The sequence below is a fragment of the Devosia psychrophila genome, from assembly GCF_000971275.1.
Taxonomy (GTDB): domain Bacteria; phylum Pseudomonadota; class Alphaproteobacteria; order Rhizobiales; family Devosiaceae; genus Devosia; species Devosia psychrophila.
The window spans coordinates 26,063-50,473 of sequence record NZ_LAPV01000147.1; the positions used below are offsets into that span (position 1 = coordinate 26,063).

The window sequence follows — 24,411 nt, forward strand, 5'->3', positions numbered from 1 at the left end:
CTCATTGCCGACGGACGTCAAGGCTCGCCTCACCTCGCGTGCTGCGCCCTGATCCAGCGGACTGTCTGGCTCCAGCTTCGCATGACGATGGTGTTGGTTTCGACCGAGTTGCGGCGGAGGCGGATGCCGTCGAGCAGGGTGCCGTCGGTGACGCCAGTGGCGGCGACGAGCACATCGCCGGAGGCCAGTTCGGATACATCGTAGATGCGGTTGGCGTCGGTGATACCCATGGCGATGGCGCGTTCGCGCTTGGCCGAGGTGTCGAGGATCAGCTTGCCCTGCATCTGGCCGCCGATGCAGCGCAGGGCCGCAGCGGCCAGCACGCCTTCGGGGGCGCCGCCGGAGCCGAGATAGATGTCGATGCCAGTGTCTTCGGTGTTGACCGCATGGATGACGCCGGCAATGTCGCCGTCACTGATCAGCTTGACGGCGACGCCGGTGGTGCGCAGTTCCTCGATCAGGCTCGCATGGCGCGGACGGTCAAGCACGATCGCGGTGATTTCGCTGAGCGGACCGCCCTTCGCTTTAGCAAGCGCCTTGACGTTTTCGGTTGCCGTCCAGTCGATATGGACGGTGCCCGGGGCGTATTCAGCACCGATGGCAATCTTGTGCATGTAGACGTTGCGGGCGACGTTGAGTAGTCCGCCGCGTTCGGCCATGGCCAGCACAACGATGGAATCGGGCTGGTTCTTGGCGCAGAGCGTGACCCCTTCGAGCGGGTCCACGGCGATATCGACTTCAGGCCCCTGCCCGTCGCCAACGTGCTGGCCGATGAACAGGTCATCACATTCGTGCTCTTCGCCTTCGCCGATGACAATACGGCCCGAGATTGCGACCGTGTCGAGTTCGGACTTCATCGCCTTGACGGCGGCCTCGTCGGCGGCTTGTTCGTTGCCTTTACCGCGCCATTCGGCGGCGGCGATGGCGGCGCGTTCGGTGACGCGCACGAGTTCAAGGGTCAGGTTGCGATGCAGATTGGCGGGGCTTCTATCACCCTCGACCTTGCTCAGTCTCATATGTCCTCCCGGGCCTGACTTGGCCCGGGATCGGGTGTCAGAACGTTTCGATCCGGATCAGTTGCGGTTCACCCACGATAAACCCGTCAGCGGCGATCTGTGCAAGCGATTCACGTACCGATGATTCCAAAGTCTGTTGAGTGATCATCACTACGGTCCGCGTCGGCGCGCCATCGGATGAGACTGCCTTAGCGTTCAAATCCGACCGCTGGATGACACTGTCGATGGAAATGCCCCGCTCGCCCATCCGCGTCGTGATCGCTGCGAGAGCACCGGGCACGTCCTTGGCATTGAGGCGAATGTAGTACCCACCCTCGTGGGCACGCATCGGCGCCTGCTTATAGGGCAGCAGTTCCTCACTCGGCACGCCCAGCGGCGGCACGCGGGTGCCGCGGGCGATGTCGAGGATATCGGACAGCACCGACGACGCCGTGGGCGGGCCACCGGCGCCGGGACCGGCCAGCAGCAGCTCATGCACATGGTCGGTTTCGAGCGCCACGGCGTTCATCACGCCATCGACGCCGGCGATGGCTGAGCCTTTGGGCACGAAAGTCGGGTGCACGCGCTGCTCGATACCTTCATCGGTACGCTGGGCAATGCCGAGCAGCTTAATCTTGTAACCAAGCTCGGCGGCCACCTTTATATCGTGCTGGGTGATGCGGGAAATGCCCTCGACGCGGATCTGGTCGGGAGCGATCTCGTAGCCGAAGCAGAGCGTCGAGAGGATCGACAGCTTGTGCGCCGTGTCGAAGCCTTCGACATCGAAGGTCGGGTCGGACTCGGCATAGCCGAGTGCCTGCGCGTCCTTGAGGCAATCGGCGAAGCTGATGTCTTCGTTGCCCATGCGAGTCAGTATATAATTGCAGGTGCCGTTCATGATGCCATAAACCTTGGCGATCTTGGCCGAGCCCAAGCCTTCGCGTAGTGTCTTGATGACTGGGATGCCACCGGCAACAGCGGCTTCAAACCCGAGCTGAGCGCCGGATTCCTCGGCCATGCGGGCCAGCGCCACGCCATGCTTTGCAAGCAGGGCCTTGTTGGCGGTGACGACCGGACGGCCAATTTGCAAGGCAGCTTTGACGGCGGCAAAAGCCGGGCCGTCTTCGCCGCCGATCAGTTCAACAAACAGGTCGATGCCGTCGGACTTGGCCAAAGCCACCGGATCGTCGAACCACTCGAGGCCGGAAATATCAATGCCACGGTCGCGAGAACGCGAGCGCGCGGCAACCGCTGTCACGACCAGCTGTCGACCGAGCTTTTTGGTGAGTTCGGCGCCATCCTTCTGCAGGATGCGCACCAGTGTCGCCCCGACATTGCCGAGGCCGGCGACGCCAACGCGCAACGGCGCCTGGGCTTGGCCATCGCCGAAATCCTGCATTGCCTTGAGAATTCGCGTCCGCGTATCGGAACGTGGTTCGCGGCCCTCCCGCAGGTCGAACACAAACAGCGGATCGCCCGCCACGGTGCGGCCGAAACGGGTCGGCGTCCAACCCCGGGCTGAGATGAAAGTTTCGACGGCATGGCGGAAGGAAGCAATGTCACTCATGGTGGCGCATCTGCATAGGAATTCGCCTAGCCGTCAATAGGAGTTTGGACGGCATTGCGGCCGACCAAGGCTTTATTTGGTGGCAGGGTTAGATGGAGATGGCACGGCTACTTTGCTGTATTCCCTCGGGCTTGACCCGGGGGTCGTTCGCCGCTTGGGCCGTGGGGAGAGTGGCCCTCGGGTCAAGCCCGAGGGAGAAAGCGTGGGTGGGATGGATAGGCGGTGACGGAAGAGACTTTAGCCGACCAGCGGGACGACGTTGCCGGAGCCGGTTTTGGAGCCGAGCAGCTTCTTGATGTTGCGGGCAGCCTGGCGAATGCGCTGTTCGTTTTCGACGAAAGCGAGGCGGATATACTGATCACCATATTCGCCGAAGCCGACGCCCGGCGCGACGCCGACCCCGGTTTCCTTGATCAGCAGCTTGGCAAACTCCAGCGAGCCGAGATGGGCAAACTGCGCGGGGATCGGCGCCCAGGCAAACATGGTGGCTTTTGGTACGGGAATGTCCCAGCCGGAGCGGCCGAAGCTTTCGACCAGCACGTCGCGGCGCATCTTGTAAACCTTGCGAACTTCTTCGATGACATCGTCCGAACCGTTCAGCGCAGCTGTCGCCGCAACCTGGATCGGGGTGAAGGCACCATAATCGAGATAAGACTTTACCCGCGCCAGCGCCGCGATGAGGCGTTCATTGCCGACGGCGAAACCGACGCGCCAGCCGGGCATGGAGTATGTCTTGGACATCGAGGTAAATTCCACCGTGATGTCGATGGCACCGGGCACCTGCAGGACCGATGGCGGCGGCTGGTCGGCGTCGAAGTAAATCTCGGAATAGGCCAGGTCGGACAGGATGAAAATGTCATTGGCGCGGCAGTACTTGACCACCTCGGTGTAGAAATCGAGGTCGGCCGTGTAGGCGGTCGGGTTGGCCGGATAGTTTAACACCAGCGCGATAGGCTTGGGGATCGAGTGCCGCACGGCACGATCCAGCGAGCGCATGAAGTCTTCGTTGGGATCGGCGGGCATGGAACGAACGACGCCGCCGGACATGATGAAGCCGAAGGAATGGATCGGATAGGTGGGGTTTGGAACCAGCACCACATCGCCCGGCGCCGTGATGGCCGAGGCCATGTTGGCAAAGCCTTCCTTGGAGCCAAGCGTCGCGACGACCTGGGTGTCGGGATTGAGCTTCACGCCGAAGCGGCGGCCGTAATAGCTGGCCTGGGCCTTGCGCAGGCCGGGAATGCCGCGCGAGCTGGAATACCGATGGGTGCGGCCATCCTTGACGGTTTCCTGCAGCTTTTCGACGATGTGCTGCGGCGTCGGCATATCGGGATTGCCCATGCCGAGATCGATGACATCGACACCTTCGGCGCGCGCCTTGGCCTTGAGCGGGTCGATATGGGCAAAGACATAGGGGGGAAGACGGCGGATCTTATGGAAGTCTTCGCTCATGATTTCCTCGACGGTCCTTCCAGGGACCTGAACTGGGCCGCGACGCGCTGACGCGCTACGCCTCTCTTTGAGGCGTGGATTATCGCGGAATTATGGTTGTGAACGGGTTAAACAGCCCATTACGGGCCGTGATATGGTGTTCGGCTCTTCCCGGCCCGGCTTGGGCCACGCGGGAAGAGCTAGCGGGCGTTCGCCGCCGCCAAACGGACGGCCGCAGCCACTGCACCAATGGCGAGCGAGGCTCCAACCTTTGCAACAGTGTACAGAGACTGCATGTCCCTTGCCCTTCGGACGTGATTTTTGTAAGGAAATCAGCTATCGACAAGCCGTTCATAATTCCTCTGTCAGTTATTGTAAATGGTCCCGGGGACGCCAACCTTCGGCTCCAGAGCGGCATATGGTGAGGTAAAATCTTGAAGCGCATTGCCCTCGTCACGATCGGCACGCAAGGCGACGTTCAACCCTATCTGGCCCTTGCTATCTCCCTCAAGGAGCGTGGCTACTCTGTTGTCCTTGGGGCTTCGGAAGAATTCCAGGTCATGGTCGAGGGGCATGGCCTCGAGTTCCACACGCTGGGACCGTCGATTCAGGCCTTCCTGTCGCAGCAGCGATTCGAAAATGCGATGAGCCAGTCCATGCTCATCAACGGGCCTTCCCTGCTGCGCCAAGGTCAGCAGATCGTCGATACCGCAGCGCGTCACGCCTGGGATATGTGCCAGGGCGCCGACATGCTGATCCTGAACATGAACACCAGCTTCGGCATCGACATTGCCGAGGCGCTGCATATCCCCGCCATCATGGTGGCCCTGCAGCCGCTGAACTCGACCAGTGAATTCCCGCTCTGCATCTATTACGGCGCCGATTTTGGCCCGGCTTTCAACAAGCTGAGCTACGCGACGATGTCGGTGCAGCAGATTTATTACAATCTGCCGCGCAACAAGCTGCGCCGGGAGTTGATGGGTCTCGATGCGCGCAAGAAGGGCGGCTTCTTCCGCAATACCGACGGTACGGCGATGACCACTCTATACCCGTATTCGCCGGTGGTTTCGCCGCGTCCGCGCGATTGGCCCAAGAGTGCCATCGTCACCGGCTACTGGCAGCTCAAGGATAGCACCGACTGGCAGCCGTCGGCCGAATTCCAGAAGTTCCTCTCCGAAGGCGAGGCACCGGTCTATATCGGCTTCGGCTCGATGCCGTTCGGCGCCGAGCGCAATACCAAGATTCTGAAGGAAGCGGTCGCCCTGTGGGGCGGCCGTGCCGTGGTGGCGCGCGGTTGGGGCGGCATCAATCCGCAGGATCTGCCTGACAGCATATTTGCCATCGAGAAGGCGCCGCACGACAAGCTGTTCAAGTATGTGTCGGCGGTCGTGCATCATGGCGGCGCCGGCACGACCTCGGCGGGCCTGCATCTCGGCCGTCCGACCTTCGTCGTGCCACAGGCAGTCGATCAGCCCTATTGGGGCCGTCGCGTCTATGAACTCGGGTGCGGTCCCAAGCCCGTGCGGCTGCGCAAGCTGACCTCGGAAATCCTCGCCGGTGCGCTAGCCGACCTCACGACGAACGAAGACTATCGCCGCAACGCCGCCGAGATAGCCGAGCAGTTGCAGGGCGAAGATGGCATCGAAAAGGCCATCAAGGTCATTGAGCGCGTCATGACCAGCTATGTGCCGCGCGTGCCGACGATCAAAAAGGCCAGGAAAGTCAAGGCGCCGCTGAAGCTGGTAGGCTAAGGGGCCGCAAGGCCGGACCCTTAATGCCTTCGCGTTGCCAACGTCGCGAGCCCGGCCAGCACCGGGGGGATCAGCACGGCAGCTGCGTATGCAAGAACCAGCATCCCTGCCCCGGCGTCCAGCCACGCCAGCATTGCGAGGCCGATGGCGGCCAGCCCGAAGGCTATTCCGGCGACTCGATGAACCAGCCGCCAGGCGTTGTCGGTGCGGATGGGCCACGGCATGCGCAGGCCGGCATAGGTATGCCGCTCTGCCTCGAACAGCACGACTGCTACCAGTAACAGCGCGCCGCCCAGGCCAAAGCCGGTAACGCGGATAAAATCCAGGTCAGAGCCTATACCTGTCAGCAGCATGCCAAGCTGGCAGGCGGCGACGAGCAGCATCAGGAACGTCAGCATCGGGTCGAAGATGTGCTGGGTCTTGGCATAGTGGTTTTTGGTCAGCGACTTGCCGAGCGCGAAGAACGCTACCAGCAGCACGGCTTGGATGATTGGGGCCACCAACATGGCATTGCGCGGCCATAGCCAGTCGGCAGCGCTGCCGGCCCAATGGGCGGGGAACAGAAAGTCGGCCGGAATGCGAAACAGGCCCACGCCTGTCAGCGCCAGCGTTACGGTCAGCAGCAGCAGATGAAAACGGGTGACGAGGATTTGCATGGCGTGGTGGATATGGGCTGTGCGAGGCAAAAGAAAAGGGCCGGTTTCCCGGCCCTTTGCATGATCTGAATTCGAAGCTTAGCGCTTGCTGAACTGGAAGGACTTGCGGGCCTTGGCCTTGCCGTACTTCTTGCGTTCGACGACGCGGCTGTCGCGGGTCAGGAAGCCACCCTTCTTCAGCAGCGGGCGCAGGCCCGGCTCGAAGAAGTTCAGCGCCTTGGAGATGCCGTGACGAATGGCACCGGCCTGGCCGGAAAGACCACCGCCGGCAACAGTGACGACAACGTCGTACTGGTCGGTGCGTTCGGTCGCGACGATCGGCTGCTTGACGATCAGCTGCAGAACCGGACGAGCGAAGTAGGTAGCGAACTCACGGCCATTAACGACCACAGTGCCCTTGCCCGGCTTGATCCAGACGCGAGCGACAGCGTTCTTGCGCTTGCCGGTTGCATAGGCACGACCCTGCGCGTCGAGCTTCTGGGTGTGCACCGGAGCGGTGTTGATCACAGGAGCAACGGTCGAGGTGCCGAGTTCTTCGAGGGAGTTGATGGTTTCAGCCATATTACTTCACCCGCGCATTCTTGGGATTCATCGCAGCAACGTCCAGCGTAGCCGGGTTCTGCGCTTCATGGGGATGCTCAGCGCCCGAATAGACGCGGAAGTTCTTGAGCTGGGCACGGGTCAGCGGGCCGCCAGGCATCATGCGGCGAACGGCGTTCTCGAGCACGCGCTCTGGAAAACGGCCTTCGAGGATTTCGCGGGCCGTACGGTCCTTGATGCCGCCGGGGAAGCCGGTGTGCCAGTAGAACTTGTGCTGGTCGAGCTTGCGACCGGTAAATTTCACCTTGTCGGCATTGATGACAACGATGTTGTCGCCCATGTCCATGTGGGGGGTGAAAGTAGGCTTATGCTTGCCGCGCAGGCGTGCGGCAATGATCGAAGCAAGACGACCCACGACGAGGCCATTGGCATCGATCAGGATCCACTTCTTTTCGATCTCGCTCGGTTTTGCCGAGTAAGTGCTCATGCTTGAATTCCCTAGATAATTTGGGCTTGCAGCCTTCATCCAAGGAAGAAAGCGGCACGTTCGGCGGTTCGTGTAGGGGGGATTCTGCGATGCGTCAATAGGCTTGTTTTATAGCAGTAAAATCAACGACTTACGTTTGCGGTATTATATTACCGCAGGCGACGAGCCCGGTGCATGTCCGCAATATAGGCGATGGTGACGCCGGCCAGCATAAAGGCGAGGGCCTGATGTCCGACCGCCAACGAGATCGGCACTGAGTGCAATAGCGTCATGATGCCGAGCACCACCTGCAGCAGCACGAGGATCGCTAGGCGCGGCAGCCAGCCATGCACACCCTTGAAGCCGCCCGTGGCATGCTGTTGCCAGAGCAGGACGGCGACATAGGCGGTGATGAGGTAGGCGATAGTGCGGTGGATGAACTGCACCGTCAGGTTGTTCTCGAACAGATTGCGCCAGAGCGGCTGCATGACGCCGAGACCGTCCGGGACCAGGGCACCATCCATCAGCGGCCAGGTGTTGTAGCCCATGCCGGCATCGAGCCCGGCAACGAAGGCCCCTGCCCCGATTTGCATGATGATCAGCACCAGCAGGATCATGGCGGAGGTTAGGTTCTGTCCGGTGACAAGGCCGGTTACCCGGCCCGGCTCAAGCGAGCGCGGCACATAGATCAGCGCGATGAACAACAGCGAGGCCGCCGTCAGATGCGCGGCAAGGCGATATTGCGAAACGGACGTCAGCTCGGTGAGGCCCGACGATACCATCCACCAGCCGAGCAGCCCCTGGAAACCGCCGAGGATGAACAAGGCAAACAGCGGCAAGGCTAGCTGCGGAGTGAACCGCTTCTGGATCAGGAAGACCACGAAGGGGATGGCGAACAGCACACCGAGGACACGTCCCAGCAGGCGGTGCAGGTATTCCCAGAAGAAGATGTATTTGAAGTCGTCCAGTGACATCCAGCTATTGTTGACCTGGTATTGCGGGATCTGCTTGTAGGCGTCGAACTCGGCCTGCCACTGCGCGGCATTGAGCGGCGGCAGCGTGCCGGAGATCGGTTTCCAGCTGGTGATCGAGAGGCCAGACTCGGTGAGCCGGGTGATGCCGCCGACAATCACCATCAGCAGCACGAAGGCCGCCATGCCATAAAGCCAGATGCGCACGGGGCGGAGTCGATCGTTGGCAAAACGAGATTCACTCAGTGCGGCATTTTGGGCGGTGGTCACGGTCGTTTCCCGGTGTCGGTCAGTGGCCGGGAGTGGTATTCCCGGTTGACCATCCCCGCAATAGCCGCGTTGCCGCACATGACCCAGCGTAGTCGCAAAGCCTTCGGAATCCTGTTGACCCTCGGCTCGATCATAGCCTGGCTATCGGTGTTCACCTCTGTCTATCTGGCGTTTCCGCCCGACCTGCCGATCTGGATCCTGATGCCGTATTTCATCGTCGCGGGCGTGGGCTGGCTGTATCCGGCAATGGCGATCATCCGCTGGATGGCAAAGCCCGACGCCTGATCAGCCGGTGAGCCTGCCGATGGCCGAGAAGATCGCGCCAGTCGCGAAAACATCGACATAGCGGCGGGACTGGAAGTAACCGTTGAGCGAAATACGCGGCAAAGCGTGTGGCGTCTTCGCGTGGCGCGCATAGAGCCCGCCGGGGCGCGTGGTGACGGCGGAGCGGAAACCGAGCTCCTGCGCCAGGTCGAATTCGCGCTGACCGGCCGATAGCGGTCCGCCAAGTGGATACGAGAGATGGATCGGGCGCTGGCCGAACTGCGCCATCAGGATATCGGCAGATTGCACGATTTCGTTACGGGCCTTCTCCAGCGGCAGCTTGGCCAGTTCGTAGTGATGCACGGTGTGGGCGCCGATGGTGCAAAGGGGATCGCCGGCAAACAGCCGCAGCTCCTGCCAGTCCATGATCAGCTCGCGGCATTGCTTGTCGAGGTCATAGCCATATGAGGTGGCAAAACTGCGCACCAGCTTGACCCGTTCGGCCTCGGGCATGTTGCGCATCTGCCAGTATAGCGCATTGAAGGCCTCGGCTTTTTCCGAGGTGGTCAGCGTATCGACATAGTCGGTTTCGCCACCCGAAGTCAGCGCGATGGCCTCCTGACGGGCGATGATGTCCTCGATCGCCTGCCACCACAGCTCGCCGACGCCATCGACCATCGCGGTCGGCACATAGAGCGTGAACGGCGCCTCATGCCGACGCAGGATCGGCAGCGCGTGGCGAAGGTTGTCCTTGTAGGCGTCATCGAAGGTCAGCACCACGAACCGCTTGCCGGGTTTGGGCGCCGCCAGTCGTTCGAGCGCTTCGTCGAGAGACACTATGTCGAGATCGAGATCGCGCACTCGCTCGATGACATAGTCGAGAAAGTCTGGCTGCACCTGCAGGATCGCATTGGGCGAAAAATCCGCAGGCTCATCCGGCAGCACGCGATGCAGGGTGAAAATCACCCCACGCGACGATGACAAGCTGCGGATAAGATGGGGCAGCCGCGACAGCCACATTGCCTCGAACATGGCCCGGATGGCCGTATATTTCATCGACATGCGACGGTTCCCGTCAGGCGGCAACCCGGGTGGGGGCGGTCGCGACTTCGCAACGCTCAAAGCCCGCATCGAGCAGCATCTGGCGTTTTTCAGCGACCGCATTGAGATCGTCGTTCGGCCCGGCAACCAGCACCAGCCGGCCGTCGATACCGCTGAAGAACGGCAAGCTTGAGTTCATGCCGACACGACCCGTTATAAGCACGACAACCTCATAAATGTCGCCCAGAGCCTCAACCAAAGTCAGTGGCTTGGTGGAGCTGCGAGACAGCACACGGCCGGTGCCCCACGGCACTTCGGCAAAGCTGTTATCGGCCGACTTGTGCACGACATCGCCAAAGCTGGCGGTATCGGCGCTTAGATCGGTGAGGCCAGGTGCGTCGGCAATGCGGGCGCTGCCGGCATCGACAAGAGCCACGCTCAAGCCGCGGGCGAGAGCGTCCTCGGCGAGTTCTTCCGCCAGCAGTTCGCAGTCTGCGTTGGCATTGGTGGCCGCGAGGATGACCAGATGCGTGCGACCCAGCACAAGGTCCGAAGCCAGCTCGGAAAACTGCACCAGACTTACAGCCGGGCGCGGCGGCGTGGCGACTGTTGCGACTGGCTCAGGAGCCTTGGGCGCAACCTCATGCTCGACCTTCGCAGCGATTTGGCCCCGCATGTTTGCAAGACGCGAGAAGCGCTGCTTGAAGCCTTGAATAGCTGGCTCCTGCACCGGGGCGTCGTCGATGACGGCAACAGGCTCGACCTCTGCAAGTGTCACGTATGGAGCTTCAGGCTGCGCAACGGCATAGGCATCGGGGTAATCTACGGCTGCGTCCGGCTCCATTTCCTCGGCGACAACTGCAGCTTCGTCGAGTTCGTCCTGCTCCTCAGGCGGGCGCACCTTCACGATGGCACGGCCGGACGTCAGGTCGCCAAATATCACCAGGCCAACCTGGACTGCGAGTGACACAAAGCCGACCGATATCAGCAGCAGCGCGGTCTTTGGCGAGGCTGGGGTAACCGACGGGGCGGCAATGCTGACGACGCGCACGTCGGGTAGCGCCGAATTGGTATCGGTGCGGGACACGGCTTCGCTGTAGCGCTGCAGATAGCCTTCCAGCAAATCGCGCTGTGCCTTGGCCTCGCGCTGCAATGCGTCGAGGGTGACGGTGTCCTGCGTCACGCTCGACGAAGACGACTTGGCGCGGGTCAGGTCAGCCTGCAGCGAAGCCTCCAGCCCGGCTTCGACCTGAGCCTCGGCTTCGAGCGCATCGGCAACGCGACGCCCCTCGATGCCGATCTGCTTATCCAGCTCGGCAATCTGTGCAGTGAGTGCCTGAATGGCGGGATGGTTGTTTAGCAAGGTTGCGGCGCGCTGGGCTTTCTCGCCCTGCAGGCGGCCCTTCTCTTGGCTAAGCTGCTGGATCACCACGGAACCACGCACGTCGGCGACGCCATCGATCGACTGTCCGTTTCCGAGCATCGTGCGGATCAGGGCCGCACGCGACAGCGCCGTGTTCTTGCGCTCCTGCGCAGCGGTAATCTGGGAGGCGACAGCAGAGACCTGCTGATCGGCCAGGCTGGTGTTGTTCGAGCCAATAAACAGGTCATTGTCGACCTTGAAGTTGGCAACTGCCGTTTCGGCGTCGGTCACCGTGATGCGCAGCTTCGCAATCTCGTCGCGCAGCCAGGCCGATGCCTCGGCGGTATCGGAGAGCGACAGTTCGGCGCGGCGGGTTACGTGTGCATTGGCAACGGCATTGGCGATATCGGCCGCCAGCTGCGGATCGGTCGAGCTGACGACAACGGAGATCAGGCGTGAGTCCCGCTCCTGGCTGACGTTCAGGCGTTCATAGAGGGAATTGAGCACGGTTTCGTCGATGCTCATGGGCGTCGATGCGCCGCGGCCCAACAGGCGCGTAACCATGCTCATCGGGGAGAAGCCGCCGCTACCGGCGCCGTTGAATTCGGGCACCGAGCGCAGATCAAGCAGGTCTATGACCTTGAGCAGCGTATCGCGCGACTTGATCAGCTCGATCTGGCTGGAAACCACACCGGCCTCGCCGCCGCTCGATGATGGCGCCTGCTCGTTGAGGGCACGCGAGTAGACGTTGCCGCGGGGCTCAACCAAAATCGACGCCGAGGAGTCGTAGGAGCGCGGCACGAAGAGGAGCAGGACAAACGTCAGCGCCAGCAGCGCCAGCGTAACCAGCAAAATTCTTGGGAGGCGCTGCACGACACCGCCAAACAGTGCGGCGACGTCGATGCGCGCATCCTGCGCCTCTGGTGACTCGTAGGTCATTTTGCTTCCTCGGTTATCGCCTCAGTTATTGTCACCGCGTAGTAAGTATTTGGTAAACGCGCCGCAGAGATAGCAGACGGCGCGAAGGGCTTTATTAACCAAGACAAGAGAGAGTGGCGGCATTGTAAAAGTGCGTGAGAGTGGAATGCGCTGGTTACCCCTACTTGCCCTAGCCCTGTTGCCGCCGCTTGCCGGCTGCGCCACTACACGCCCTGCCAGTTACCTGGTGGAGACCAAGGGGCCGTATCAACTCGACACCGGTGACGCCCTGCGCGTCAGCGTTTATGGCGATGCCGAACTCAGCAACACCTATCGCGTCGATGACAGCGGTTCGATCGCATTCCCGCTCGTCGGCCCCGTGCAGGTACGTGGCGCCACGACCAAAGTCGCCGCCGGTCGCGTCGCTGCGGCCCTGGCCAATGGCTATATGCGCAATCCTGATGTTGCAGTGGAAGTCGCCGAATACCGGCCCTTCTTCATCCAGGGCGAGATCAAGAATGCCGGCCAGTTCCAGTATGTTTATGGCATGACCGTTCGATCCGCGATCAGCACATCCGGCGGCTTTTCCGACACCGCAGATCGCGACCGTGCCGTGGTGTATCGCCGCCAGGACGACCAGATGGTCAAGGGTACTGTCGATATGGATTTCCCGCTTTATCCGGGTGATACCGTCGTCATTCTCGAACGCTGGTTCTAAAGTGCCTGCCGGACCGGGGTTGCGCATCCTTCAGGTGATGCGGGCGCCGGTCGGCGGCCTGTTCCGCCATGTGGCAGACCTGACGCGGGAGCTGACCGCGCGCGGCCACAGTGTGGGCCTCGTCGTGGATAGCCTGGCCAATGATGCCCAGACCGAGAGCAGGCTGAGCGACCTGCTGCCCCACGCCGCTTTGGGCATTCACCGCTTTGCAATGCCGCGCCTGCTGGGTCGCGGTGATCTCACCACACCGTTTGCCGTGCGCAGGCTGGCGCGCGCTCTCGACATCGACGTCATGCACGGCCACGGCGCCAAGGGCGGTTTTTACGCCCGCCTGGCCCGTCTTGCCGGCAGCAAAGCTGCGGCGCTTTATACGCCTCACGGCGGCGTGCTGCACTTTTCCACGAGCTCGGTCTCCGGACGGATTTTTCATCGGCTCGAACGCGCGTTGATGGCGCAGACCGGCGCGATCATTTTCGAAAGCGCCTATGCGCAGACCATCTATTCGGCGCTAATCGGAGCTCCCACCTGCCCAACCGAGGTCATTCACAATGGCCTCGCGCCCGAAGAATTTGTGCCGGTCACCGCTTTGCCCGACGCTGCCGATTTCGCCTTCGTCGGCGAATTGCGCGAGCTCAAGGGCATTCATGTCCTGATCGACGCATTGGTGGGTCTGAGCCTGCCGGATACTCGACCCGCGACGCTGGTGATGGCCGGGGACGGCGCCGCCCGCGCCGAACTCGAAGCCCGGATTTCCAAGCTCAACCTGTCGCAGCGCGTTACCCTGCTCGGCGCCCAGCCGGCTCGTCCAACGTTTGCCAAGGGCCGCATCGCCGTAGTGCCCTCCCTGGCAGAGTCCCTGCCCTATGTGGTGCTGGAGGCCGCGGCCGCCCGCTTGCCGGTCATCGCGACGCGTGTCGGCGGCATTCCCGAAATCTTCGGCCCGACCGCAAACAGCCTGGTGCCGGCCGGCGATGTAGCCGCTTTGCGGGCTGCAATGCAGGCCGCGCTCGACCAACCCGCGCAAGCCGAAGCCGAAATGGAAACCCGTCTGCGGCATATCGAGCAGAACTTCTCGCTGTCGGTCATGGCAGACGGTATCGAGGCGCTTTATCAGACGGTGTTGGGTAGAGCTTAGTCGGTCAACTTCACCGACTTTAAACCCCTTGGCGCCAGAATGGGCGCTAGAATTCCTTGCCGGAAGCGTCCCATGTATCGAGTAGACCCCAAGCAGGCCGTGCTGGATCACGTATCCAAGCAGACCGCTGCCGGTGAATCCGGGCGGCAACTGTCGCCTCAGGCCGAATCCATCATTGCAGCTCCCGTCGAGCGCAGGATCTCCGGCGCGGTGGTTGCGGGCGTTGCCCAGGTCGTCGAGGCGGTGCTGCTGGCCCTGCTTGGCTACGGCATTTACGAGTTTTATGTCGAAATAGGCCACCCGGCCTTTTACATTCCCGTGATCCTGACCGCTTGCTTGCTTGCCAACGTGCTGTTCAACGCCGTTCGAGCGCATCGCATTGCCGCCTACCGCATGGTTTTCACCCAGCTTGGTCGTGTTCTGGTGGCCTGGACGGTGGTGATGACCATACTCACCGTCGGGCTGTTCCTGCTCAAGGCCGGTGATCATTTTTCGCGAGTCTGGCTCGTGGGTTGGTTCATCGGCGGCGCCGTTCTATTGCTCAGCTACCGGCTTGCCTTGCGCGCTTTGGTGCAGCGCTGGACCGCGCAAGGGCGCCTGCGTCGTCGCACCGTCGTGGTCGGCGGCGGCAAGGATGCCGAAAATCTGATCGAGCAAATCCGCGCCAGCGCCAGCCATGATATCGAGTTGCTCGGCCTGTTCGATGATCGCATCGATGACCGATCGCCCGAGACCGTTGCCGGCTATCCCAAGCTTGGCAAAGTGGTCGATCTGATCGAGTTCGCGCGTCGTACCCAGGTCGATCTTGTCATCGTGTCGATGCCGCTCTCGGCCGAAAAACGCGTGCTCGACATGCTGACCCAGCTCTGGGTGTTGCCGGTGGACATCCGGCTGTCCGCCCATATGAGCAAGCTCAAGTTCACCAACAAGGCCTATTCTTATGTCGGTGACATAGCCGTTTTCGACATGGCTGACCGTCCGATCTCGGATTGGAACCTGGTCTTCAAGTGGGTGTTCGACAAGATCGTGGCGCTGACGGCGCTGATCCTTCTGTCGCCCATCATGCTGGCGACGGCGATTTCCATCAAGCTCGAGAGCCCTGGCCCGGTGTTCTTCCGGCAGAACCGGCATGGCTTCAACAACGAGTTGATCAAGATCTACAAGTTCCGCTCGATGCGAACCGACATGCTCGACGAGGCTGCCACCAAGCTGGTGACCAAGGGCGATGCGCGCGTCACGAAAGTCGGCAAATTCATCCGCCGCACTTCCATCGACGAACTGCCGCAGTTGTTCAACGTGCTCAAAGGCGAGTTGTCCATTGTCGGACCACGGCCGCACGCGCTGCAGGCCAAAGCCGATAACCAGCTGTATTACGAAGCGGTCGAAGGCTACTTCGCGCGCCATCGCGTCAAACCGGGCATGACCGGCTGGGCCCAGATCAACGGGTGGCGCGGCGAGACCGACACGATCGACAAGATCATGAACCGGGTGAACCACGACCTTTATTACATTGAGCACTGGTCGATCTGGTTCGACGTCTACATCCTGGCCATGACGCCGATCCGGCTGTTCGACTCGGAAAACGCCTACTGATGAAAGCCGCCCTGCTCTCCGCTGCAGGCTTCATTGCCCTTGCCGTCCTGGGGATGGCTGGGTCTGCGCAGGCCGAAAGCGATATCTGCGTGGATTGCCTGCGGGTGCGGGTGGGGTCGCCCGTGGTCATCCGTGGGCCGTTTCCGGACGAGCTGGATGCAACTTTCACTGCGCTGAAACTGGCCGACGGATCGTTTCGCGGCTTCAGCGCCAATGGCGCTACCTACGCCATCGACGGCCCCACAATTTGGGACATGGGTGGCGAGCGCCGCGCCGTTCTGCGGGGTGGCGAGCCCGGAAGCATCAGCGATTGCGGGCGCTGGCTGACCTCCACCACGAGATCTGGCGACGAGGTGATTGGCCTGGTCCACCAGGAGCGCGACTGCGACTACGAAGTGGGGCGGACTGGAAAGTCGATGGCCATCGCCACATCGCCCGATGACGGCCTGAGCTGGAGCGAGCCACAAACAGTGATTACCGGCACCGACACGCTGCAGCCCGACAGGATCACCGGCGAGGGCGACTGCTCGATGGTCGATGGAATGGACGGCTATTTATACGCTTATTGCCTGCGAAATTCCGACTGGCAGACCATCGTGGCCCGGGCGCCGCAAAGCGATTCAACGAACTGGCACAAGTATTACGAGGGCGGCTGGACCGAGCCGGGTCTCGGCGGCAAGGCGACGGCCATCGGGTTTCTCGGACCCGGTGCGGGCTATCTGCTGAATGATGGCTGGGTAGCCGCGGTTGCGACCGACCCCTGGTTTGGCGGCGTGCGATTGTCCCTGTCGGCGGACAAGATATCCTTCGTCGACCTCGACGAGCCGCTGCTCACCATCGACGGGTCCAACTGGGACCGGCCGGCAGAAACCGACCTGATCGCCTATGGCACCATTCTCAATCCGGATAATGGCAGCAACGCCGTCGATCAGGATTTCCTGCTGAGCTACATTTACGTGCCTCCCGGCAAGGGGTTCGAAAGCCGCTACCTCGTGTTCCACGAAGTATCAGTGACAGTTCAGGACATCCCGCTGCCAGTCCAGGCCGGGATGGCGCTGACGCGCTGGTCGGATCCTGGGCAGCAAATCTATGTCACCTCCACCGGACCGCTGACCGGCGACCGGCAGGCCTATCGCCGCGACACGACTGTCGCCTACATGCTGACCCGCGCGCCCGAAGGCATTGCGAGCGTCAAGTTTGCCGAGTGTTCAAGCAACTGGGCCGGGCATCTGGATCAGATGCTCGCCGCGGACGGCAGCTGTGGGGCCGGTGGCTATGACCGGGAGCGCACCGCCGGCTGGCTATTTGCCGATGAGCAACCGGATGCCGTGCCGGTGTATCGTTGCGTCAACGAGCAGGCGCGGACGCACTTTGCTTCGAGCGCGCCCGACTGCGAAGGGCTTGGAAACATGGAATTCCTGCTTGGCTATGGACTGGCCCCATGAGCATGACCGCCGACAGCCGCAACGAAACGCACGCGGTCGGGGTGAGCCTCGACGGGTTGCGATTCGCCATTTTCTCGACGCGGAACATGGTGTTCCTGGTCGCCGTCCTCGCCATGAACTACACGCTGATGCGGCCCTCGCCGGTCGATATGCTGTTCATCGGGTCGTTCCTGATCACCCTAATTCATATGACGTTGTTCAAGAAGCAGCAGGTGACGCGGCGCGCTATCATGCTCGTGCTGCTTTTGCTGGCATGGGTGGTGTCTTACTCGCTGGCGTCGTTTCCCCATATCTCCGAGGAGTTTGTCGCTTTCGAGCTGCTGGCCAAGACCTTTGCCATTTCGATCGGCGTGATCGGCGCCATTGTATCGATGAGCTGGAGCCGACGAAACTTCGAGACCTTCATGAAGGTCTACATCTTTTCCTGCGTTATCGCCTCGATCCTCGGCACCATTGGCTTTCTGACCCAGATGGAACTGTTGACCTGGGACGGGCGCGCCAAGGGGCTCATCGACGACCCCAACATGTATGGATCGTTCCTGATCCCGGCCGTGGTTTTCTGTGCCTACTTCCTGTCGCGCGGCCGGGATAGCAAGGTGCTGCTTAGTGGGGCGCTGGTGATTGTGCTGCTGGGCATTCTGCTCTCATTCTCGCGCATTGCCGTCGTCGCCTCGCTGTTCTGCCTGTTTGCCTACATCTTTTTCCACAACCGCGGCCACCCAAAGCGGCTGCTGCTGATTGTCGGCGGCCTTTTCGTAACCGGCATCGTGCTGTTCGTCTTTGCCAGTCTCACCTCGGCGGAGTTCACCGCCAAGCTGATGGATCGCCTGACCTTCGCCAAATCCTACGACCTCGGCGAGGAAGGCCGGTACCACCGCTATCTGCTGGTGTTGCCAATGATCGCCCAGAACCCAATTGGGATCGGGGTGCTGCAGCTCGAGAAAATATTCCCGGAGCCCATCCACAACATCTGGCTCAGCTCCTTCGTCAACTACGGCTGGGGCGGCGGCATCGCTTATGTAACCATCGCAGTCGGCAGCGTGGTCGTATCGCTGCGGAATTACCGGCGGACAAAAAACGAACTCGCGATTGTGCTGCTCATCTCACTCGTGGGCATCATTTTCTGCTCGACGCTGCATGAGGGTGAACACTGGCGGCATTCATGGTTGTTCTACGGACTGGTATGGGGCTTTAACGCCTTCAATCCAGGCATGAGCGCCAAGCCGGTCGCGGCACGGCAGGCCGTGGCGAGCCAGCGTCCTCCCCCGCCCCGCACACGCGTGGCGACGGCGGCACGCCCTAACGGCTAATGGGCTACGACCATATCCGGCCGCGCAGGTAGCGCTCGGCCAGTTGCGCCGTACCATCGGCAAAGCCGCGCATATGTTGCTGGGCTAGCTTGGTTTCGGCATGCGAGCCGATCCAGGCAAGCAGTGCCATGCGACGCAGCATCACCATGGAATCGATGGCGGCGATGTCCTCGGCCTGCAGCGGGCGGACAGCCTGATAGCCCTGGATCCAGCTCGCCTTGAGCGCCGGAATGGCGGGATTGGTCTCATGAAACGAGATCGCGGCGGCGAAGTCATAGGCAAACCAGCAGAAGCCGCAGTCATCGAAATCGATCAAGTGGGTGGTGTCGCCATCGACCAAAAGATTGCCCAGCCGCATATCGGCATGGATCAGGCCGTAGCGATCGGCAGTGGTGCCGTACTCGGCAAGCCGGTGCCAAAGGGCCGCATCGAGGCGATCAAGGATCGCACGGTTGCCGGCATTGACACCCGGCGCTATGCGCCAGTCACCCCACGGGGCATCGGCGTCGAGAATGGTGGAGGCCTGCCAAACCTGCCGCTGAAAGCCGGCCGGCCGCTGCCACCGCGTCACATGATGGTGCATGATTGCGGCATAGCGCCCAAGCGTGCCGAAAAGATTGCCCATATTGCTGTCCGGAGACGGCTCACCACCCGGCAGGTGCCTGAACAACACGGCAAGTCGGTCGCCACGCGGCGTTGAAAAGTGCTGCAGCAGCGCGCCGTCGGTGCCGACAACTGGCTCCGGAGTCGGTAGCGCCGTGTCACGCCGCAGCGCCGTCAGCCATGCCAGTTCACTGTCGATGGAAATACGCGACTGGTAACCGATGCGATGCACACGCAGGGTGAAACTGCCGCGTTCGGCAGTGTCGATCTGAAACGTCTGGTTCTCGGAGTGATTGATGAGTCTGGCGCTACCACCATCAACATCGGTCCAGCATGACAGGGCGGGCTCGACCTCAAGCGCCGTCAGAGGCATTTGCAAGGCTCCAGACTGCAGCAATGAGCCCATGCAGGCGCATCGCTATGGCACAAAGGAGAGATAATGGTCGGAGCGACAGGATTTGAACCTGCGACCCTTTGTCCCCCAGACAAATGCGCTACCAAGCTGCGCTACGCCCCGACTGCGCGGAGACATAGAGAAACGGGGCTTTAGGTGCAACCCTGATTTCTCGCTTGGCGAGAACAAAGTGCGATTTTCCGATGGGTACCGACTGCGTAGGAGAAAAAATCCTACGAAGTCCCACGGATGTTCGGCACTTATTCCCTCTCCTTCCCTCCTCTGGGGCCAGCGCCGGTGCACCGCGAGGTTTGTACGAGCCTCAGCTAGCAGGTTCGGGGGGTACATCGGCGCAAAGTGCAAACTGTTCCTGTTCAGGACAGCCCACGCTTTCGTACGACCTGCTGCCCTTGGCGCGGGCGGCCGGGGTTTCGAACGAAACAATCTATGCCGTGTTCGGCAATAAGCAGGCGCTGTTGCGCGCCGTGCTTGAGCGTGCGGTGCGGCGGCCGGAACCAGCCGTGCCACTTCTGAAACAGGCCGCGTCACAGGCCATCGCAGCAGCGGCAAACCAGCGAGCGCAGATCGCGCTCCTTACCGAGGACATTACGCGCCAATCTCTAAGTCACAACTCTGTCACAGCGCTGGTAGATGTTCCGCGGGTGCAGCGCGAAACCAGCAAGAGTATTACGGCAGAGAAATTGCAGGCTGCCTGTGAGGACCTGCTTAACACTGCTGAGCACCCCGACGAGGTCACCGTGCGCAATATTGCACAGCGAGCCGGGGCCGGCGTGAGCGCGATCAGCTATCATTTCGGCAGTGTCGAGCATCTGATTTTCTCGGTCGCCGAGCGGGTCTATCTGCGGCTGAATGCTGAGCGTCTTGCCTTGCTGCAGGCGGCGATACAGCGGGCGCATCCCGCGCCTGCCCGCATCGAAGATCTGATCGCGGCGATGGTCGGCCCGTCCATCCGCTGGAGCCTTGATGCCACCTCAAGCTACAGCGTCTTAAGGCATATGACGAGCCTGGCGCAATCCAGCGACCACCCGGAAATATTTCGTCCGATGATCGAGGATATTGACCATCACCGCCTGTTTGTGCCGCACTTTCGCAAGATTTCACCGTGGCTGAGCGACGTCGATATCGGCTTCAGGATTTCCTGCCTGCTGGGCGTTCGCTCGCAGATGACGCGTAATCGACGCCGTACCGACGAGTTGACCAATCATATGCTCGACCTGGGCGATCCACAGGTTGTGCTGGACAACGTCATTGCGGCCACAGCGCCTATCTTCACGACGCGTCCGCCAGCCAATTCAAACACTGTTCCAAACTCGTCACGTCACTGAGACGGGAGGAGTCTAGGTCGTGCCCCAGCAACGGAGCATGGCTTATGGGCGAGACTACTTTCATTCACCTCACCGACCTGCACGTCGGCAATCCTGCCGTCGCGGACGATCATCTGTTCAGCGATACGTCGGCAACACTGGCCCGCGTTCTCGAACTGGTCGGCAGCATGGACCAGGCGCCCCAGTTCATCATCGCAAGTGGCGACTTGACCAATCGCGGCGATGCCGACAGCTATCGCCAGCTCAAGACCATCATGGCGGCGACCAACCTGCCGGTGGTCTATGCCATCGGCAATCACGATACCCGTACCGGTTTTTACGAAGGCATGCTGGGCCGTAGTAACGGTCTCGACCTGCCCTATGATCATGAGCAGGTCATCGCCGGCGTGCATGTCATCACGCTCGATACCACGACGCCCGGCCAGATTGGCGGCAGCCTCGAGCCAGAGCAGTTTGCGTGGCTGCAAGCAACTCTCGACAGCCATCCAGATCTGCCCAAGCTGATCGTCGCGCACCATGCTCCTGCGCTGGGCGATGCGCCGCCGTGGGATCACTGGCGCACCATTGAGTTCAACCAGTCGCAGACGCTGGCGGCCATGCTCAAGGGCCGCAACGTTCTGGCCATCCTGTCCGGTCATATCCACCACGACCGCTTCTCGGTCTGGCACGGCATTCCGGTGATCGTCGGCATGGGCCAGCACGCGGCTACCGACATCCTGACCGTCGATGTGCTGCGCATGGTCGAGGGCTCGTCCTTCGGCATCGGCACCATCAGGAGCTCAGGCCTCACCATGGCGCTGGTGCCCCTGCCCCAGACCCGCGCGGAGCTCAACCGCTACGACCTCAAATTGCTGCGGCAGAAGCAGGAAGCTGCTCTCGCCGAAGCCACTGCCGGCTGATCCCCTCCCTTAAGGACACCTTCCCATGATCAAACGCAATTTCCTGAAACTGCTGGCCGCCGCCAGCCTGGGCTTTACCGCTCTCTCCGGTACGGCCTTCGCTCAGATGGCCGATGCCATCACCGAGCCGGTGACCATCACCTTCTACAATTACAACCTCGCCACCGCGAGCGCCGGGGCTGACGCGACGCGCGAACTGTTGGCCAAGTTCGAAGAAGAAAATCCCAACGTCAAGGTCGAGACGGTCGGCGTGCCGTCCAACGAGATTGTCACGCGCCTGCAGGCCGACATGGCCGCCGGCCAGCAGCCCGACGTGGCGCAGCTAGTGTTCCGTGACCTCTACTACATTGCCAGCGACCTAGGCGCCAATGCGCTCGAAGACATGGCCGGCCCTGAGGGTTTCGCTGCCCTTACCGAGGGTATGTTCCCGCGCGGTCTCGATCTGGGCAAGATCGACGACAAGACCTATGGCCTTGCATACACGTTCTCGACGCCCGTCCTGTTCTACAATGCAGACCTGTTCCGCGAAGCCGGTCTTGACCCGGAAAATCCGCCCAAGACCTGGGCCGAAATAAAGGCCGCTGCCGACGCCATCGTCGAAAAGACCGATGCCGAGGGCTTCTTTCCCGGCGCCTATGGCCCAGCCGACGGCACCTTTGTGTACCAGGCGGTACTGATGTCGAATGGCGGCAAGGTCCGCGACGGCAACACTCTGACCTTTGCCGAGCCCGAAGGTGTCGAAGCCGTGCAGATGCTGCGTGACATGGTGGATAGCGGTGCTCACGCCAAGATTGACACCGCCGGTGCCAACGAAGCAATGGCAGCCGGCAAGCTGGGCATGTTCCTCTACACCAGTGCAGTGCAGAGCAGCCTCTCGACGGCGTCGGAAGGTAATTGGGAACTGCGCGTCACCGGCATGCCAAGCTTTGGCGACAAGCCCACCGCACCGACCAATTCGGGCAGCGCGCTCTATACGTTCTCTAAGGACCCGATCAAGCAGCGGGCTTCCTATGAGCTGATGAAGTTCCTCACCAGCAAGTATGGCTACACAATCATCACCAGCAAGATCGGCTACCTGCCGCTGCGCCTCGACATCGTGGATGATGCCGAATATCTGGGCGCCTGGACCGAAGCCCATCCGTTGATCCGTCCGAACCTGGAACAGTTGTCCCGCCTCACCCCCAATGTCGCCTTCCCCGGCCCGAACTACCGCCAGGCCGAATCGATGATGAAGGAAGCCGTGACGGAAGCCGTGCTCGGCACCGGCGACGTCACCGAAGTCCTGACCGTCGCCCAGCAAAACGCGCAGAGCCTGATGCCCTGATAGCGACCGGGCGCGGTTCCAAGGACCGCGCCCCCTTCCCTTAGACTTGACTGGAGGCCGCCATGACCATGGCAGCGATGCGTCACTGGCCCCTGCCCGATACGCACAATATCCGCGACCTGGGCGGCTATGCCCGCAGCAGTGGTGGCACGACGCAATGGAGCCGCATCCTGCGCGGCGAAGCGCTACACTACCTCAGCCGGCAGAGCGCAACAGAGCTCGCCGAACACGACCTGACGTTGGTGATCGACCTGCGCGGGCCGCATGAGACCACCGTCACGCCACACCCTTTCCGCGATCACGCCACGGTCTCATATCGCAACATAGTCCTGTTCGACGCGCTGGCGCCGATCGAGATGACACAGACGCCGTTCGACATGGCCCGGCGCTATTGCGATGCCCTCGACACTTGCGGACCACAAGTCGCCGAAGTGCTGCGCGCCATCATCCACGCGCCACCGGGCATCGTGTTGTTTCACTGCACCGCCGGCAAGGACCGCACCGGCATCATCGCCGCGCTGCTATTGCTCGTCGCCGGTGTCGCCCGTGCCGACATCGTGTCGGATTATGCACTCACTGCCGAGGCACACGGCCTGATCGGAAAACTGCGGGAACGCGCGCTCGAAGCCGGCGGCCAGCCCGAACATATCGACAGCGTCCTCGCCAGCGATGCCGCCACCATGACGAGCATGCTTGACCATCTCGACACCGAACGTGGCGGTACCCAAGCCTATCTCGCGGAAATCGGACTAACCTCGGCCGAACTATTCAGACTGGTCGACCGGCTATGCGCCTAAACCGATCATGCTTTGATGGCGGCCCAGCACATGTCGGCGACGACTTGCTTTTCCGCCGCGGCAAGCGTGCCATCGGTTTGGCGTCGGCGTTTCAGCGCGTTGCGGATCGAACCGCGCACAAAGCTCATGATCATCGAAGCCGGTCCGGCTCGGACGAACCCCGCCGCCTGTGCCGCCTCCATGATCGCAATGCCATGCAGCACATGCGTGCCGAAAATAGCCTTGGCTGCGGTCAGGGTAATGAGCGGCGTGTTGTCGAGATAGTCGAACAGCCGGGCGCGGTCCGGGTCCTCCCAGATGAAGTCGATGTGAAGCTCGATATAGCGCCGCACTTCGCCTTGCAGCGTCAAACCATCGGACGCCGGAGCCGCCGCAAGACGTTCGGACATCTCCATGCTGACCCGCGTGTAGACGCCCAGCACCAGCGCTTCCTTGGAGGCGAAATGGTTGTACAGCGAGCCGGTAGCGACACTCGCTTCCTCGGCAATCGCCGCCATCGAGCATTGCAAACCATGGCGAACGATCGGCCGGGCCGCCGCGGCCAGGATGCGCTCGCGCTTGTCGAGTCGAATGTTAAAAACTTAGGCGAAACAGTTAGTTACCGCAAAAATTTG

The 24,411-nt window shown here is 61.6% G+C and carries 22 protein-coding genes and 1 tRNA gene; 11 read left to right on the plus strand and 12 right to left on the minus strand.

Translation table 11 applies throughout. From position 1 onward, the window contains the following. Positions 1 to 29: 29 nt before the first annotated feature. The 3 genes from glpX to WH91_RS16305 all read right to left on the minus strand — a co-directional run bounded on the left by glpX (position 30) and on the right by WH91_RS16305 (position 4,014). The gene (gene glpX / locus WH91_RS16295; RefSeq protein WP_046172064.1) at positions 30 to 1,016 is read right to left on the minus strand and encodes a class II fructose-bisphosphatase; all 987 of its coding nucleotides are present in this window, start codon (positions 1,014 to 1,016) and stop codon (positions 30 to 32) included. Between the two features lie 37 nt (positions 1,017 to 1,053). Continuing rightward, positions 1,054 to 2,394 carry a homoserine dehydrogenase gene (locus WH91_RS16300; RefSeq protein ID WP_046172148.1) on the minus strand — a complete coding sequence of 447 codons (1,341 nt, stop codon included), beginning with the start codon at positions 2,392 to 2,394 and terminating at the stop codon, positions 1,054 to 1,056. Positions 2,395 to 2,799: 405 nt separating this feature from the next. Continuing rightward, positions 2,800 to 4,014 carry an LL-diaminopimelate aminotransferase gene (locus WH91_RS16305; RefSeq protein WP_046172065.1) on the minus strand — a complete coding sequence of 405 codons (1,215 nt, stop codon included), beginning with the start codon at positions 4,012 to 4,014 and terminating at the stop codon, positions 2,800 to 2,802. 413 nt (positions 4,015 to 4,427) lie between these two features. On the opposite strand from WH91_RS16305, the gene WH91_RS16310 reads away from it, so the two are divergent. Further along, positions 4,428 to 5,744, plus strand: a complete 1,317-nt coding sequence (locus WH91_RS16310; RefSeq protein ID WP_046172066.1) for a glycosyltransferase — start codon at positions 4,428 to 4,430, stop codon at positions 5,742 to 5,744. Between the two features lie 20 nt (positions 5,745 to 5,764). Here WH91_RS16310 and WH91_RS16315 read toward each other — a convergent pair whose 3' ends face one another. From WH91_RS16315 to WH91_RS16330, 4 genes are all read right to left on the minus strand, one after another. Next, complete coding sequence (locus WH91_RS16315; RefSeq protein ID WP_046172067.1) at positions 5,765 to 6,400, minus strand: SdpI family protein; 636 nt, start codon at positions 6,398 to 6,400, stop codon at positions 5,765 to 5,767. A 78-nt stretch (positions 6,401 to 6,478) separates the two neighbouring features. After that, positions 6,479 to 6,961, minus strand: coding sequence for a 30S ribosomal protein S9 (rpsI, locus tag WH91_RS16320; protein WP_046172068.1), 483 nt, complete (start codon positions 6,959 to 6,961; stop codon positions 6,479 to 6,481). Between the two features lies 1 nt (position 6,962). Beyond that, the gene (gene rplM / locus WH91_RS16325) at positions 6,963 to 7,427 is read right to left on the minus strand and encodes a 50S ribosomal protein L13 (protein ID WP_046172069.1); all 465 of its coding nucleotides are present in this window, start codon (positions 7,425 to 7,427) and stop codon (positions 6,963 to 6,965) included. A 149-nt stretch (positions 7,428 to 7,576) separates the two neighbouring features. Next, a complete protein-coding gene (locus WH91_RS16330; protein ID WP_046172070.1) occupies positions 7,577 to 8,647 on the minus strand; it encodes a COX15/CtaA family protein in 1,071 nt (356 codons plus the stop codon). 78 nt (positions 8,648 to 8,725) lie between these two features. On the opposite strand from WH91_RS16330, the gene WH91_RS16335 reads away from it, so the two are divergent. Then, complete coding sequence (locus WH91_RS16335) at positions 8,726 to 8,932, plus strand: DUF2842 domain-containing protein (protein ID WP_046172071.1); 207 nt, start codon at positions 8,726 to 8,728, stop codon at positions 8,930 to 8,932. Here WH91_RS16335 and WH91_RS16340 read toward each other — a convergent pair whose 3' ends face one another. Together WH91_RS16340 and WH91_RS16345 are read right to left on the minus strand one after the other, a co-directional pair. Beyond that, positions 8,933 to 9,973: a polysaccharide deacetylase family protein gene (locus WH91_RS16340; protein ID WP_046172072.1), complete on the minus strand. Its 1,041-nt coding sequence runs from the start codon at positions 9,971 to 9,973 to the stop codon at positions 8,933 to 8,935. It abuts the gene before it with no gap. Between the two features lie 13 nt (positions 9,974 to 9,986). After that, the gene (locus WH91_RS16345) at positions 9,987 to 12,254 is read right to left on the minus strand and encodes a GumC family protein (RefSeq protein ID WP_046172073.1); all 2,268 of its coding nucleotides are present in this window, start codon (positions 12,252 to 12,254) and stop codon (positions 9,987 to 9,989) included. A gap of 145 nt (positions 12,255 to 12,399) precedes the next feature. Here WH91_RS16345 and WH91_RS16350 point away from each other — a divergent pair, with 145 nt between their 5' ends. The 5 genes from WH91_RS16350 to WH91_RS16370 all read left to right on the plus strand — a co-directional run bounded on the left by WH91_RS16350 (position 12,400) and on the right by WH91_RS16370 (position 18,434). Then, complete coding sequence (locus WH91_RS16350) at positions 12,400 to 12,951, plus strand: polysaccharide biosynthesis/export family protein (protein WP_046172074.1); 552 nt, start codon at positions 12,400 to 12,402, stop codon at positions 12,949 to 12,951. Positions 12,952 to 12,970: 19 nt separating this feature from the next. After that, positions 12,971 to 14,086, plus strand: a complete 1,116-nt coding sequence (locus tag WH91_RS16355; RefSeq protein ID WP_052952896.1) for a glycosyltransferase family 4 protein — start codon at positions 12,971 to 12,973, stop codon at positions 14,084 to 14,086. A 72-nt stretch (positions 14,087 to 14,158) separates the two neighbouring features. Next, positions 14,159 to 15,679: an undecaprenyl-phosphate glucose phosphotransferase gene (locus tag WH91_RS16360; protein ID WP_052952897.1), complete on the plus strand. Its 1,521-nt coding sequence runs from the start codon at positions 14,159 to 14,161 to the stop codon at positions 15,677 to 15,679. After that, positions 15,679 to 17,124 carry a sialidase family protein gene (locus tag WH91_RS16365; protein ID WP_046172075.1) on the plus strand — a complete coding sequence of 482 codons (1,446 nt, stop codon included), beginning with the start codon at positions 15,679 to 15,681 and terminating at the stop codon, positions 17,122 to 17,124. Before WH91_RS16360 ends, WH91_RS16365 begins: the two co-directional genes overlap by 1 nt. Next, positions 17,121 to 18,434 (plus strand): O-antigen ligase family protein, encoded by a 1,314-nt coding sequence (locus WH91_RS16370; protein ID WP_046172076.1) that lies wholly within the window; start codon positions 17,121 to 17,123, stop codon positions 18,432 to 18,434. Before WH91_RS16365 ends, WH91_RS16370 begins: the two co-directional genes overlap by 4 nt. A gap of 4 nt (positions 18,435 to 18,438) precedes the next feature. On the opposite strand, the gene WH91_RS16375 is transcribed toward WH91_RS16370, so the two are convergent. Both WH91_RS16375 and WH91_RS16380 read right to left on the minus strand, forming a co-directional pair. Next, positions 18,439 to 19,410: a phosphotransferase enzyme family protein gene (locus WH91_RS16375; protein ID WP_052952898.1), complete on the minus strand. Its 972-nt coding sequence runs from the start codon at positions 19,408 to 19,410 to the stop codon at positions 18,439 to 18,441. 67 nt (positions 19,411 to 19,477) lie between these two features. After that, positions 19,478 to 19,554 (minus strand) — tRNA-Pro (locus tag WH91_RS16380). Positions 19,555 to 19,841: 287 nt separating this feature from the next. Here WH91_RS16380 and WH91_RS24355 point away from each other — a divergent pair. From WH91_RS24355 to WH91_RS16400, 4 genes are all read left to right on the plus strand, one after another. Then, a complete protein-coding gene (locus tag WH91_RS24355; protein WP_158409585.1) occupies positions 19,842 to 20,777 on the plus strand; it encodes a TetR/AcrR family transcriptional regulator in 936 nt (311 codons plus the stop codon). Positions 20,778 to 20,821: 44 nt separating this feature from the next. Then, a complete protein-coding gene (locus WH91_RS16390; RefSeq protein ID WP_046172077.1) occupies positions 20,822 to 21,676 on the plus strand; it encodes a metallophosphoesterase in 855 nt (284 codons plus the stop codon). A 25-nt stretch (positions 21,677 to 21,701) separates the two neighbouring features. Beyond that, positions 21,702 to 23,000, plus strand: coding sequence for an ABC transporter substrate-binding protein (locus WH91_RS16395; RefSeq protein WP_046172078.1), 1,299 nt, complete (start codon positions 21,702 to 21,704; stop codon positions 22,998 to 23,000). A 62-nt stretch (positions 23,001 to 23,062) separates the two neighbouring features. Continuing rightward, complete coding sequence (locus tag WH91_RS16400) at positions 23,063 to 23,797, plus strand: tyrosine-protein phosphatase (RefSeq protein ID WP_046172079.1); 735 nt, start codon at positions 23,063 to 23,065, stop codon at positions 23,795 to 23,797. A 5-nt stretch (positions 23,798 to 23,802) separates the two neighbouring features. Here the strand turns inward: WH91_RS16400 and WH91_RS16405 are convergent, their stop codons facing one another. Next, positions 23,803 to 24,369, minus strand: coding sequence for a TetR/AcrR family transcriptional regulator (locus tag WH91_RS16405; protein WP_046172080.1), 567 nt, complete (start codon positions 24,367 to 24,369; stop codon positions 23,803 to 23,805). Positions 24,370 to 24,411 lie beyond the last annotated feature (42 nt).

Excerpts from the sequence above, each read along its gene's own strand:
- glpX (WP_046172064.1), bottom strand. The coding sequence starts at position 1,016 with ATGAGACTGAGCAAGGTCGAGGGTGATAGAAGCCCCGCCAATCTGCAT.
- WH91_RS16300 (WP_046172148.1), bottom strand. The coding sequence starts at position 2,394 with ATGCAGGATTTCGGCGATGGCCAAGCCCAGGCGCCGTTGCGCGTTGGC.
- WH91_RS16305 (WP_046172065.1), bottom strand. The coding sequence starts at position 4,014 with ATGAGCGAAGACTTCCATAAGATCCGCCGTCTTCCCCCCTATGTCTTT.
- WH91_RS16315 (WP_046172067.1), bottom strand. The coding sequence starts at position 6,400 with ATGCAAATCCTCGTCACCCGTTTTCATCTGCTGCTGCTGACCGTAACG.
- rpsI (WP_046172068.1), bottom strand. The coding sequence starts at position 6,961 with ATGGCTGAAACCATCAACTCCCTCGAAGAACTCGGCACCTCGACCGTT.
- rplM (WP_046172069.1), bottom strand. The coding sequence starts at position 7,427 with ATGAGCACTTACTCGGCAAAACCGAGCGAGATCGAAAAGAAGTGGATC.
- WH91_RS16335 (WP_046172071.1), top strand. The coding sequence starts at position 8,726 with ATGACCCAGCGTAGTCGCAAAGCCTTCGGAATCCTGTTGACCCTCGGC.
- WH91_RS16340 (WP_046172072.1), bottom strand. The coding sequence starts at position 9,973 with ATGTCGATGAAATATACGGCCATCCGGGCCATGTTCGAGGCAATGTGG.
- WH91_RS16345 (WP_046172073.1), bottom strand. The coding sequence starts at position 12,254 with ATGACCTACGAGTCACCAGAGGCGCAGGATGCGCGCATCGACGTCGCC.
- WH91_RS16350 (WP_046172074.1), top strand. The coding sequence starts at position 12,400 with ATGCGCTGGTTACCCCTACTTGCCCTAGCCCTGTTGCCGCCGCTTGCC.
- WH91_RS16360 (WP_052952897.1), top strand. The coding sequence starts at position 14,159 with ATGTATCGAGTAGACCCCAAGCAGGCCGTGCTGGATCACGTATCCAAG.
- WH91_RS16365 (WP_046172075.1), top strand. The coding sequence starts at position 15,679 with ATGAAAGCCGCCCTGCTCTCCGCTGCAGGCTTCATTGCCCTTGCCGTC.
- WH91_RS16370 (WP_046172076.1), top strand. The coding sequence starts at position 17,121 with ATGAGCATGACCGCCGACAGCCGCAACGAAACGCACGCGGTCGGGGTG.
- WH91_RS16375 (WP_052952898.1), bottom strand. The coding sequence starts at position 19,410 with ATGCCTCTGACGGCGCTTGAGGTCGAGCCCGCCCTGTCATGCTGGACC.
- WH91_RS16390 (WP_046172077.1), top strand. The coding sequence starts at position 20,822 with ATGGGCGAGACTACTTTCATTCACCTCACCGACCTGCACGTCGGCAAT.
- WH91_RS16395 (WP_046172078.1), top strand. The coding sequence starts at position 21,702 with ATGATCAAACGCAATTTCCTGAAACTGCTGGCCGCCGCCAGCCTGGGC.
- WH91_RS16400 (WP_046172079.1), top strand. The coding sequence starts at position 23,063 with ATGACCATGGCAGCGATGCGTCACTGGCCCCTGCCCGATACGCACAAT.